The sequence below is a fragment of the Streptomyces lydicamycinicus genome, from assembly GCF_000829715.2.
GTDB lineage: Bacteria > Actinomycetota > Actinomycetes > Streptomycetales > Streptomycetaceae > Streptomyces > Streptomyces lydicamycinicus.
The window spans coordinates 882,053-894,016 of the sequence record NZ_BBNO01000004.1; the positions used below are offsets into that span (position 1 = coordinate 882,053).

An 11,964-nucleotide genomic window follows, 5' to 3' on the forward strand; every position below is an offset into this window, starting at 1 on the left:
GCTGCCTCAGCTCTTGGCGTCCGCACCGGCCGCCAGGAGCGCCGCGTCCCGCCGCTTGATGCAGAGGTAGCCGACGCCCAGGATGAGCGCCCACACGGGAGCCGCATAGAGGGAGATCCGGGCGTCCTTGTCGACGCCCATCATCACGATCACCATGCCGATGAAGGCCAGCGCGAAGATCGAGGTGAAGGGGCTGCCGGGAGCCTTGAACTCGGACTGCGGCAGCTCGCCACGGTTCGCCTTGGCCCGGTAGCGCAGCTGCGAGGCCAGGATGACGATCCACGCCCACATACCGGAGATGGTGGCGAAGGAGACGACGTAGTTGAACGCCTCACCGGGCCACTGGTAGTTGATGTAGACGCCGAACAGCATCATCGCGACCGAGACGCCGGTGCCCCAGGTGGGCAGGCCGTTCTTGCTCAGCCGGGTGAAGAACTTCGGCCCCTGGCCGTTGAGCGCGAGGTCGCGCAGCATCCGGCCGGTGGAGTACATGCCCGAGTTCGCCGAGGAGAGCGCGGCGGTCAGCACGACGAAGTTGACGATGCCCGCACCGGCCGGCAGACCGATCTGCTGGAAGGCGGCGACGAACGGGCTGACGCCCGGCTTGAAGGCCGTCCAGCTGACGACGGACAGGATGATGATCAGCGCACCGATGTAGAAGAGGCCGATCCGCCACGGCACGGTGTTGATCGCCTTGGGCAGAACCTTCTTGGGATCGGTCGCCTCGCCCGCGGTGACGCCGACGAGTTCGACGGCGAGGAAGGCGAACATCACGATCTGAAGCGTCATCAGCGTGCCGCCGATGCCCTTGGGGAAGAACCCGCCGTCGGACCACAGAAGCGTGAAGGAGGCGGTGTCACCGGCGTCGGAGAAGCCGAGGGTGATCACGCCGAGGCCGATCAGGATCATGCCGATGATCGCGGTGACCTTGACCATCGAGAACCAGAATTCCAGCTCACCGAAGATCTTCACGGAGATCAGGTTGATACCGAAGAGCGCACACGTGAAGACGAGCGCCGAGGCCCATTGCGGTATGCCCTTGTTCCAGTACTGCACATACGTGGCGGCGGCGGTCACTTCGGTGATGCCGGTGACGACCCAGAAGAGCCAGTACGTCCAGCCGGTCACAAAGCCGATGAACGGGCCGAGGAATTCGCGTCCGTACTCCGAGAAGGAGCCGGAAACGGGCCGGTACATGAGCAGTTCACCCAGGGCCCGCATGATGAAGAAGATGACGAGACCGACGATGGCGTAGGCGAGGACGATGCTCGGCCCGGCCATCGAGATCGCCTTGCCGGCCCCGAGGAACAGGCCGGTACCGATGGCGCCACCAATGGCGATCATCTGGATCTGACGGTTTCCCAGCCCCCGCTGGTAGCCCTCTTCGGGCTCCTGCCCAGGTGCCTCATTACCGTCGTGCTGCTTGTCGACCTGCACAGAGGTCATGAGTGGTGCGCCTTTCTCCATTCCGACCCGGTCTGTCCGGATCGGGTCCCGATCCCCCCGGATGGAGTTCCTGCACGCCGACGGTCGGCCGGCTCAGCGCTCCCGCGGCGACAGGGGTGGCGTCGCTCACGGCAGGTCGTGAACATTTAACACGCGCCATCGAAGATCGACTACAGGTGGCGCGAACCGAACCATCAGGAAATTGGGACAAGTTGCACAAACGGCAGCAAGGCGCACTGGGCCAGTGACGCGATCGTTATCCGGATTTGAGCATCCGCTGAGCGAACACTCGGTGAATTTCCGGGGTGGTACGCCCGAATTTCAGCCCATCAGTGACTCGACGAGCGTCTCCTGAAGGCCGCCGAGCCAGAGATACGCCATCACCATCGGCTTGCGGGGGTCACTGTCCGGCAGCCGCAGCAGCTCGCCGCCGTCCTCCTCATCGGTGACTTCAAGCCGCGTCCCGATGGCCAGTCTGAGGTCATTGAGGGCCCCCAGCCACTGCCGGCACTCGGCGGGCTTCAGCCGCAGCTCCGCACTGCCGCCCTCGGGCGCGAGGGTGTCCAGCGCACGGATCAGCGCGAGGGCGTCCTCACGCTTGCGGGAGCGCAGATCGTTCTCGGTGTAGCGGCGGAATTCGGCGGCGGCGGCGCGGACGTCGTCATCAGGGACGAGGTCGGGCCCGCCGTAGGCGTCGGGGAAGAGGCGGGCCAGGACCGGGTCGGCGGGCGGCTCGCTGGGACCGTCGTTGAAGACCGACGCCAGCAGATCGTCACTCTCGCTCTCCCCGGCCTCCTCGCCCGGACCGATCAGCTCCATCAGCTGGACCGCGAGGCTGCGCAGGATGGAGATCTCGACCTCGTCGAGCGGGACGGCGGCGCCGCCGTCGGGCAGCGGCTCGAAGTGCCCGCTCATCGGCGGTCCTGCTGAAGGGTCGCCCACAGGCCGTAGCCGTGCATCGCCTGCACGTCGCGCTCCATTTCCTCGCGGCTGCCGCTGGAGACCACCGCGCGGCCCTTGTGATGGACGTCGAGCATCAACTGGTGCGCCTTGTCCTTGGAGTAGCCGAAGTACGACTGGAAGACGTACGAGACATAGCTCATGAGGTTGACGGGGTCGTTGTGGACGATCGTGACCCACGGGACGTCGGGCTCGGGGACCTCGAAGGGAGCCTCGCTCGACTCGGGACGTTCGATCTCGACCGGGACACTGAGCGTGCAGCGATGCGGCCGGAGCGTGGTCGTGGGTGACGGGTGGGCGCTCACAGGCCCCATGCTGCCACCCGGGGGCGGACGACGCACAAATGCCCCTCGCGCGGGCCGCGTCGGCCAGGGCCTGTCGTGCGGATCAGGGCGGAGCCCGCCCCGATCCGCACGACACCCCCTGAGCCGCGCGGGGCGGCCGCGGGCGGTCTTTTGTGCGTCCCGGAGCACTATCGTCAGAGTGACGAGTATCAGGGGTAGCATCGTCCTCATGAACACAGCAGACCTGGGGCTGCCGGTGGCCGTGCCGTCGACTGCGCTCTTCACCGACCAGTACGAACTCACCATGCTTCAGGCCGCGTTGCGGTCCGGCACCGCGGACCGGCGGTCGGTCTTCGAGGTCTTCACCCGCCGGCTGCCCGAGGGCCGCCGCTACGGCGTGGTGGGCGGCACCGGCCGGGTACTGGACGCGGTGGAGAACTTCCGCTTCGACGAGACCATCCTCGGCTTCCTGCGCGAGCGCGGCATCCTCGACGAGCCGACCCTGGAGTGGCTGGCCGGCTTCCGGTTCCGCGGCGACATCTGGGGCTACCCGGAGGGCGAGGTCTACTTCCCCGGCTCCCCCGTCATGCGGGTCGAGGGCACCTTCGCCGAGGCGGTCCTCCTGGAGACGGTGATCCTCTCGATCCTCAACCACGACTCGGCGGTGGCCGCGGCGGCCTCCCGGATGGCGGTGGCGGCCGGCGACCGCCCGCTGATGGAGATGGGCGCCCGCCGCACCCATGAGCTGGCGGCGGTGGCCGCGTCCCGCGCCGCCTACGTCGGCGGCTTTCACACCACCTCCGACCTGGCGGCCGGTTTCCGCTACAACATCCCCACCGTCGGCACCAGCGCACACGCCTTCACCCTGCTGCACGACACCGAGCGGGACGCCTTCACCGCGCAGGTCGACACCCTCGGCGGCGGGACGACCCTGCTCGTGGACACCTTCGACGTCACCGAGGCGGTGCGCACCGCGGTGGAGGTGGCGGGCCCGGAGCTCGGGGCCGTCCGGATCGACTCCGGCGATCTGCTGCTGATCGCCCACCGGGTGCGCCAGCAGCTGGACGAGCTGGGTGCCACCAAGACCAGGATCGTGGTCACCAGCGATCTGGACGAGTACGCCATCGCCTCGCTGGCCGCCGCCCCGGTGGACGCGTACGGCGTCGGCACCCAGCTGGTGACCGGCAGCGGGCACCCGACCTGCTCGATGGTCTACAAGCTGGTCGCCCGCGCCGACAGCGAGGAGCCCGGCGCGCCGCTGCGGCCGGTCGCGAAGAAGTCGATGGGCGCCAAGACCTCGCTCGGCGGCCGCAAGTGGGCCGCGCGCCGGCCGGACGCGGACGGCGTCGCCGAGGCCGAGGTCATCGGCACCGGGCCGGTCCCCGCCGAGCTGGCCGACCGGCAGCTGCTGGTGCCGCTGGTGAGCGCCGGCACGGTGGTGGCCCGCGAGCCGCTGGACGCCGCCCGCGACCGGCACATCGCCGCCCGGGCCGCGCTGCCGCTGTCGGCGACCCAGCTCTCCCGCGGCGAGCCGGTGCTGCCCACCGAGTACGTCTGACCGGGCGCCGCCGACGGGGGCGCGGGGTGCCGGGCGGTGGCCGCCGAGGGCCGCGCCCGGCGCCCGTCGTCCCGGCGGGCTCCGCCCCACTCCCGCAATCCCCGTCCAGTGGCTACCCTCGGTCACATCACCCTCGCGCCCCTCCTCGATTCCCAGCCGGAAGGCACGCACCATGCACCGGGCATTGATCGTCGTTGATGTACAGAACGACTTCTGCGAGGGCGGCAGCCTCGCGGTGGCGGGAGGTGCGGATGTCGCGGCGGCCATCACCGATCTGGTGGGCCAGACGGCCGGCAGCTGCTACCGCTATGTCGTGGCCACCCGGGACCACCACATCGACCCCGGTGATCATTTCTCCGACACCCCGGACTACCAGCACTCCTGGCCGGTGCACTGTGTGGCCGGCACGGAGGGCAGTGGATTCCACCCCAATTTCGCCCCGGCGCTCGCCTCCGGCGCCATCGACGCGGTCTTCGACAAGGGCGCCCACACCGCCGCGTACAGCGGTTTCGAGGGCGCGGACGAGAACGGCACCCCGCTCGCGGACTGGCTGCACGCGCACTCCGTCAGCGAGGTCGATGTGGTCGGTATCGCCACCGACCACTGTGTCCGCGCCACCGCCCTGGACGCGCTCCGCGCCGGGCTGCGCACCCATGTCCTGCTGGACCTGACCGCCGGGGTGGCCGCGCACAGCACCGAGCGGGCGCTGGCGGAGCTGCGCGCGGCGGGCGCCGAGCTGACCGGTAAACCGGTCCTCATCGGCGCCTGAGGGGCCCGTCAGGCAGCCGGACGTTCGTTCCCCTCGGCCGGCTCGGTCTCCACGGCCGGGCGGGCCGGCTGGGGCCGCAGCAGCGCCCGTATGGGATGCCAGGACTCGGTGTCGTCGTCCGGGGCCTCGCGCCAGACCAGGCCGTCGGGATGGTGCAGCACGGCCGTGATCTCGTCGGGCGTGGGCGGCTCGGTGTTGCCGCGCAGGTAGACGGACCGCAGACCGAGGTTGCGCAGCCTGGTCAGGGCGCGCTGGCGGTTCACGGCATGGACCAGGACCCGGACCCGGCAACCGCAGTCGTACAGGCCGGCCCGGGCGCCGTGCGGCGGCCTGGGCAGCGAGAGGGCGACCACCACGCTTCCGCCGGGAAGCCTGATGAAACCACCACCGGACATCTTCATATCTCCCCCGTGAGACTTCGCGTCAACAAGGAACTGTAGAACGCATCTAAACGCTAATCGGCCGCCGCCCGCTAGTGGGCGACGGCCGAACAGCATCTGACCTGCGGATTTACCTTTTACTTACCGGCAGAGCCGATCCGCAGCGTCACCGTGGAGCCGTCCCGGGCCTCCTTGGTGATCTTGATTCGGGTGTTGGTGTCAGGGACGATCACACCACCGGTCGGGTTCGCCTTGTCGTAGTAGACGCCGTGCCGGTCGTCGAAGAGCGTCACGCCCTTCTTCGAGGCGATCTTCACCTGCTTGCCGTCACGGTGCAGCGTGAGGGCGTCGGTCGGGAAGCGGGTGAAGGTCGAGTCGTAGGACTGGAAGCGGTTGCGCATCAGCTTGCCGTCCGCCCAGTGCTCGGCCTTGGGGTGCGCGTCGACCGGGAGGATCTGCCCGTGGCCCGGGTGCAGGCCGACGTTGTTGTCCGCCTGCGAGGTGTCCCACAGCCAGATCAGCACACCGTTCTGGTACGGGAAGTGCTCCACCCAGCCCGGCTTGGCGGTGGTCCAGCCGAAGTTGTACGGGCCGACCTTGAGGGTCTTGTCGTACGACACGTACTGGCGGTTCTCGGCGATGTAGTACTGCGGGTAGTCCTTGGTGAAGGACGCACCGATGCGCGAGAAGCCCTTGCTGGTCCAGCCGTTGTCGTCGCCCTCGGCGTTGTCGCTGAACAGCGGCTTGCCGTCGGCGGTCACGCTGACGGCGTCGGCCGCGAAGCCCTTGCCGTTGGTGCCGCCGTCGGTCTGGTAGCGGAAGCGCAGGTCGATCTTCTTGCCCGCGTAGGCGTCCAGCGGGTAGGCGAGGTCCTGGTAGGCGGCGACGGTGCCGGTCAGGGCCGGCTTGTCGCTGCCGTCGCGCGGGATGGCCTTGCCGTTCGCGGTGCCGTCCAGGGCCGTCCAGTCGGCGCCGCCGTCGGTGGAGACCTCGGCGTAGAGGTAGTCGTAGTCCTTCTCGATGTCCCACCAGCCCTTGAGCGCCAGCGACGCCTTGGCCTTACCGGTGAGGTCCACCGGCCGGGACAGGGTGTTCTTCAGGTCGTCGCCCCTGCCGCCCCACCACTGCTTGGAGCCTTCCGCGGGCTGGACGATGTCGGTCTTGACCGCCTTGGCCGGCAGCTCGACGACCACCGCCTGCTTGTTCTTGGTGTTGTACTCGGCGACGCCCAGCTTGTGGGTGGACTTCTTCGCGGCCTTCGCCTTGCCGTAGTTGAGCCAGCCCAGCTGGAGCTTGTCCCAGGCGCTCATGTCGCCGGGCAGGTCACCGATGGAGTCCTTGCCGGTGCCGAGCCAGGAGCCGCCCGACATCAGCGACCAGAAGTCCACCGAGGACTCACCGGTGCCGGAGGTGTCGTACTCGTCCGGCAGGCCCAGGTCGTGACCGTACTCGTGGGCGAAGACGCCGAGTCCGCCGTTCTCCGGCTGCATCGTGTAGTCGCCGACCCAGATGCCGGTGTCGCCGATCTGGGTGCCGCCCGCCTTGTTCGCGCCGGGGCCGGTCTTGCCGGCGTCGGTGCCGTACGCGTACCAGCGGTGCGCCCAGATGGCGTTGGTCTTCTGGACGCCGCCGCCCGCGGACTCGTCCTCACCGGCGTGCACGATCTGGAAGTGGTCGATGTACCCGTCGGGCTCGTTGAAGTTGCCGTCGCCGTCGTGGTCGTAGCGGTCCCACTGGTCGTACTTGGCCAGATCGGTCTTGATCTGCGCGTCGGTGCGGCCGGCCGCCTTCTGGTTCTTGGCCCACTGGTTGACGCCGTCGCGGATCAGGTCCCAGGCGCTGGAGCAGTTGGTCTGGCCGCAGTAGTTGGACCCGTAACGGGCCTCGTTCCAGTCGACCTTGACCCAGTCCGAGACCTCGCCCTGGACGGAGTAGCGGCCCGAGGACTGCTTCTCGTAGTACTTGGCCAGCGACTGCTTCTTCTTGTCGTGCGAGAAGTAGAGGTCCTGGAAGTGCTTCCGGTTGAAGTCCTTCTGCCAGGCCGTGCTGTTGTCCTTGGCACGGTCCGGCTCGGCTATCTGGTTGTGCGCCGGGCCGGGGTCGCCGCCGTACTTCTTCACCGGGGGCTTGGGGCCGTCGCCGTCCGGGTCGAACATCGTGGTGTCGTCGACCTTGTCGCCGAAGTCCACGAGGACGGTGAAGATCTTGTCGGTCTTCTGCCGGGCCAGCTCGACATACTTGCTCTTGCCGAGCTTGACGACCCGGGAGCCGTTCCGCTCGGTCGCCTTGGCGTCGCCGGCGATGACCTGCTGGAGCGCTTCCTTGCGCTGGGCCGCCTGCCGGGCGCTGAACGGGCCCTTGAGGTCGTGCTTCACGGCCCGCTCGGGAGCCGGGTCATGACGCTTGGCGACCGGCGACGGTCCCTGCGCGTCGGCCGTCGCCACCCCCGAAGAAAAAGCGGCCGCCCCGATCGCGGCGATTGCCGTGGCCAGGGCGGCCGATCTGAACACCCGTCTGCTGTCTCTCACTTGGCGCTGTCCTCCCCATCGAACCGGTCACTGTTCGAGGGCATTCGACCGGAAGTACGATGAAAAAGACAGATCTTGACTTGGGCACGTCAGCGAAGTACGTTACTCGGTCCGCGAGTTGCGGCTATCGGACGTCGTGCGGCGGCATGCCGTCGCGCGCGAAATCGCCGGGCAGGGGCCCGGTGTATATGCCCGCCGGGCATGCGCCCCCGCCCCCAGCAGCCAGGACGTCAGACCGCCCGGGAAATCACCATCGCGTTGTGCGCCCCCTGTGCCCCGAACCGTGGGTTAGGTCACGCTTACCCGGCGTTCCGCTCGGGCATTGACGACCGTAGGCTCCTTTTCCGGCGCGCCCTGACCGACACCCCCTGCCGACCCTCCGAGGACGGATCCGCCATGCCTCGTCCGACCGCCGCACAGCTCGCCTACGGTTCGGCCACCGTCTTTTTCTCCACCCTCGCGATGCTGCTGCTCTCCCAGACGGAGACCGGCATCGGGGTCGCGGTCATCGCCATCGCCGGGCTCGGGCTCGGGCTGCTGGTCGCCATGACGGTGCCGATGCCCGGGGTGTCGCGGGTGGTCCGCCGGCATGTCGTACGGAACGGGTCGCCCGCGGCGCCCGCCCCGTTGGAGGCCGTTCCCACGCCGTCCGAGCACCCCCGGTCCGCCGCCTGGAGCGGCCTCGCCCGGCCGGCCGGCGCCGGTGAGGCCCGGATCGGCGAACACTCACGCTGAGCCGGTGGGCGGCCCCGTCTCCGTGGACACCACCACGGTCTTCGCCGCCTTGTCGTGCAGACACTGCTGATACGGCTTGTCCCAGGTACACCACAGCACGTTGATCAGCCAGAAGATGAAGCCGCAGCACGGCACGATCTCCGGCAGCGAATAGACCGCGGCCCGCACCCAGCCCGGCTGGCCGTGCGGGATCGACCCGTCCGCGAGCATCGCCACCCGGATCTTCATCGCCATCTTGCCGACGGTCTGGCCGCGGCTGCTGAGCATCAGACCCTCGTAGATCAGATACACCAGCAAGGTGACGCCCGAGACCGTCGACTGCCGGCCGGCCATGTCACTGTCGGTGGTGAAGAAGTCCACCCCGCCGACGAGCAGGGTCATGATCAGCCAGACCGGCACCCCGACGATGATCGCGTCGATGATGCGCGCCACGAGCCGGCGCCCGCGGTTCGCCAGCGGCGGCATCCCGGCCAGCGGATCGGCCACTCCGTACTGCCCGCCGTAGGGATCCCCGGCATACGGGCCACCGCCGTACGGACCGCCCGCGTACGGGCCGCCGGCACCGGGCGGCGGGGTGCCACCGGGCGGCGGGGTGCCCCAGGACGGCGGGGTGCCACCGGGCGGCGGCGTGCCCTCCGGGGGTGGCTGCGCACCGCCTTCACCGCCCGTACCGCTGCCGCCCGTCTCGCCGCCGTGCGGCGCGTTGTTGCGGGGCGAGCCGTTCTCCCGGGGCGCGCTGTTGCGGGGGGCGCCGCCCGCCGGGGGCTCCTGCGGCTTCTGGAACGGATCGTTCTCCGGCGGCTCACCGGGGCCGGGCCGGGGCTGGTCGGTACTCATGGCCCGAGTCGACGCCATCTCGCGGCCCGCCGCATCCGGCGAGGTCCGTTCGGGGGAACGGCTACCGGGCGGCCCGCCCCGCGCCGGCGGTCAGCCGGAGGCGACGAAGGTCCGGGCCAGCTTGTCGTGCCAGCACTGGCGCCACGGCCGGTCGAACAGACACCAGACGACGTTCAGCACGCCGATGACGAGGACGCCGAGCACGCTGTAGAGGAACCAGCGCTTGAGCGCGGCGCCGAGGGTCGGGGTGTCGTGGCTCTCGATGTCGAGGACCCGTACGCCGCACAGCTTCTTGCCCAGGGTGCGGCCCCACTTGAGGGTCGGCAGCGCCTCGTAGAGCGCACCGCCGATCAGCAGGACGGCGAGGATCGTGGCGAAGACCGGCGTCGTGGTGCCGTCGACCAGATAGACCGTCACCTGGCGGCCGGACTGCTTGGCCGCCTCGACCTTGGCGTCGAGGTGGTCGGTGACCGTGCCCCACATCGGGACGGCGACCGCGGCGGTGAGCGCGCCCAGCACCAGCGTGTCGATCAGCCGGGCCGCGAACCTGCGGCCGAGACCGGCCGGGTGGCCCTGCGCGGCCTGCGCCATGGCCGCGAAGGGGTCGGCGGCGGTCGGCGGCTTCCAGGGGATGACCCCGTCGGCGTCGGCGCCCTGCGCGGGCACACCGGCGGCGGGTGCGGCCGCCTGCCGGCCGGGCTGCTGCTGAACCGGGGCCTGCGGGGCGGGGTTCTGCGGGGCCACGGCGTTCTGCGGGGCGGGACGCTGCGGCGCGGGGCTCGGCTGGGCCGGGGCCTGCGGCGCGGGGCTCTGCTGGGCCGGGGCCTGCGGCGCGGGGCTCTGCTGGGCCGGCATCTGCGGGGCCGGGCTCTGCGGGGCGGGGCGGTTCTGCGGCCGGTCGCCGCCGGCCGGCAGCGACTGCGGGGAGGCGTCATCGGGTGCGGCGGACGGGGCCCGGCCGCCGCCCGCGACGCGGATCGCCATCGTCTCGTTGCCCTTGGCGGGCTTGCCGCCCTCGGGCCGTACCGCGCGGATCGCGGTGGTGCCCTGGTCGCCGGAGTTGCCGCCGCGGCGGGCGGCCGGGTTCACGGCGCGGATGGCGACCGTCCCGTCGGACGGGACCCCCGGGCCCTGCGCGGCGGCGCCGGGCACCTCGCCGGCCGGGGCGTCGGCCCCCTGTCCCTCGCGCTGCGGCGGCACCGCGCCCCAGGAGGCGGCGCCCGACGGCGTACCGGCAGGGGCCTGGTCCGGCGAACCCCACGAGACCCGGCGGTCGGGCTCCCCGCCGAAGCCGGCCTGCCGGGAGGCATCGGCCTGCCAGGCGGCGGCCGGCTCGGGGCTGGTGCCGTGCAGCCGGGCCGGGTCGTCCCAGCTCGCGGCGGCGACCTCACCGCTCTGGCGTACGGCGGGCACCGCGGAGCCGCCGGCCGCCTCCTCCTCGTCGAAGAAGACCGGGCCGGTCTCCTCTACGGCGGGGGCGGGGGAGGGCGACGGGACCGCACCGGGCGGTGGGGCGGGCATCGCCTCGCCCTCGGCGGGGGCGGGCCGGCTGGTGCCCGGCACCCACGCGGCACCGTTCCAGTACCGGATGTAGCCGGGGATGGACGGGTCCGGGTAGAAGCCTGGCGTGGGGCTGCCGCCGGCGGATCCTGAGGTGGGAGCGCTCATATCCGTAGTCCCGTATCTGTACTCGGCCTGGTGGGTGTGGGGTGCAGTCTGCCGCAACGCGGCGTCCACATCTATCAGACCCCGGGTTCCCGCGGTGGCCGTGCCCGCCGACGACCACCTGGAAGAGGCGCGGGAAAAAAGTTGTACGAAGTCGTGTAAGGGTTCGGCGGTTGGCGGCTCTCTCTCCGTGCGGGCCCGGTATCGGGGGCCCGCAGGAAGCGAAGAGAGGCGGACCCCATGCACACCGTGGTGGAAAGAGAGCTGGAGCTGGGCCTGGTCCTGTCGCCGGAGCGCAGCATTCCGGTGCCGGCCCGGCTGAGGTACCGGACGGATGACCCGTACGCCGTCCATGTCACCTTTCACATCGGTTCGGACTCCCCCGTCAGCTGGACGTTCGCCCGTGAGCTCCTCGTCGAGGGCGTCTTCCGGCCGTGCGGCGACGGCGATGTGCGGGTGTGGCCGACGAAGCCGGCCGGCCGCAGCCTGGTCTGCATAGCGCTGGACTCGCCGGACGGGCAGGCCCTGCTGGAGGCGCCGGCCGCGGCGGTCTCGGCGTGGCTGGAGCGCACGCTGCGGGTGGTCCCGCCGGGGTCCGAGCAGCGGCATCTGGGCCTCGACAAAGGGCTGAGCACGCTGTTCGCGATGGCGTCCGGGGACGAGCTGCGGCCGGGCGGCCCCCGGCCCGTGGACGAGGCCCCGGAGCCGGGGGCGTAACGGGTGGCGGACGAACGGGCCGCCGGGGGACGGGGGTTGACGGGGCGGCAGCCGGGCCGGGGCGGGGTGCGGCGCCGGGCGCGGA

General features: G+C 70.7%; 11 protein-coding genes. 4 read left to right on the forward strand and 7 right to left on the reverse strand.

The window, feature by feature from the left end; all coding sequences use genetic code 11:
* Positions 1-6: 6 nt before the first annotated feature.
* From TU31_RS17045 to clpS, 3 genes are all read right to left on the reverse strand, one after another.
* Positions 7-1,446: an amino acid permease gene (locus TU31_RS17045; protein WP_042155165.1), complete on the reverse strand. Its 1,440-nt coding sequence runs from the start codon at positions 1,444-1,446 to the stop codon at positions 7-9.
* 321 nt (positions 1,447-1,767) lie between these two features.
* A complete protein-coding gene (locus tag TU31_RS17050) occupies positions 1,768-2,361 on the reverse strand; it encodes a DUF2017 domain-containing protein (RefSeq protein WP_042155169.1) in 594 nt (197 codons plus the stop codon).
* Positions 2,358-2,711: an ATP-dependent Clp protease adapter ClpS gene (clpS, locus tag TU31_RS17055; RefSeq protein WP_018091297.1), complete on the reverse strand. Its 354-nt coding sequence runs from the start codon at positions 2,709-2,711 to the stop codon at positions 2,358-2,360. The genes TU31_RS17050 and clpS overlap by 4 nt, the downstream gene beginning before the upstream one ends.
* 208 nt (positions 2,712-2,919) lie before the next feature.
* Between clpS and TU31_RS17060 the strand changes: the two genes are divergently transcribed.
* Complete coding sequence (locus tag TU31_RS17060; RefSeq protein ID WP_042155174.1) at positions 2,920-4,248, forward strand: nicotinate phosphoribosyltransferase; 1,329 nt, start codon at positions 2,920-2,922, stop codon at positions 4,246-4,248.
* A gap of 172 nt (positions 4,249-4,420) precedes the next feature.
* On the forward strand, positions 4,421-5,017 hold the full coding sequence (locus TU31_RS17065) for an isochorismatase family protein (protein ID WP_042155176.1): 597 nt from the start codon (positions 4,421-4,423) through the stop codon (positions 5,015-5,017).
* Positions 5,018-5,025: 8 nt separating this feature from the next.
* On the opposite strand, the gene TU31_RS17070 is transcribed toward TU31_RS17065, so the two are convergent.
* Positions 5,026-5,412, reverse strand: a complete 387-nt coding sequence (locus TU31_RS17070) for a hypothetical protein (protein WP_370682742.1) — start codon at positions 5,410-5,412, stop codon at positions 5,026-5,028.
* Between the two features lie 122 nt (positions 5,413-5,534).
* A complete protein-coding gene (locus TU31_RS17075; protein WP_042155179.1) occupies positions 5,535-7,925 on the reverse strand; it encodes an immune inhibitor A domain-containing protein in 2,391 nt (796 codons plus the stop codon).
* 396 nt (positions 7,926-8,321) lie between these two features.
* On the opposite strand from TU31_RS17075, the gene TU31_RS17080 reads away from it, so the two are divergent.
* Complete coding sequence (locus TU31_RS17080) at positions 8,322-8,660, forward strand: hypothetical protein (protein WP_042155181.1); 339 nt, start codon at positions 8,322-8,324, stop codon at positions 8,658-8,660.
* Here TU31_RS17080 and TU31_RS39780 read toward each other — a convergent pair.
* Together TU31_RS39780 and TU31_RS17090 are read right to left on the reverse strand one after the other, a co-directional pair.
* Positions 8,652-9,497: an RDD family protein gene (locus tag TU31_RS39780; protein WP_042155182.1), complete on the reverse strand. Its 846-nt coding sequence runs from the start codon at positions 9,495-9,497 to the stop codon at positions 8,652-8,654. The two genes, TU31_RS17080 and TU31_RS39780, sit on opposite strands and share 9 nt — an antisense overlap.
* 90 nt (positions 9,498-9,587) lie before the next feature.
* The gene (locus tag TU31_RS17090) at positions 9,588-11,165 is read right to left on the reverse strand and encodes an RDD family protein (protein ID WP_042155184.1); all 1,578 of its coding nucleotides are present in this window, start codon (positions 11,163-11,165) and stop codon (positions 9,588-9,590) included.
* A 237-nt stretch (positions 11,166-11,402) separates the two neighbouring features.
* On the opposite strand from TU31_RS17090, the gene TU31_RS17095 reads away from it, so the two are divergent.
* A complete protein-coding gene (locus TU31_RS17095; RefSeq protein ID WP_042155187.1) occupies positions 11,403-11,879 on the forward strand; it encodes an SsgA family sporulation/cell division regulator in 477 nt (158 codons plus the stop codon).
* Positions 11,880-11,964: the final 85 nt, after the last annotated feature.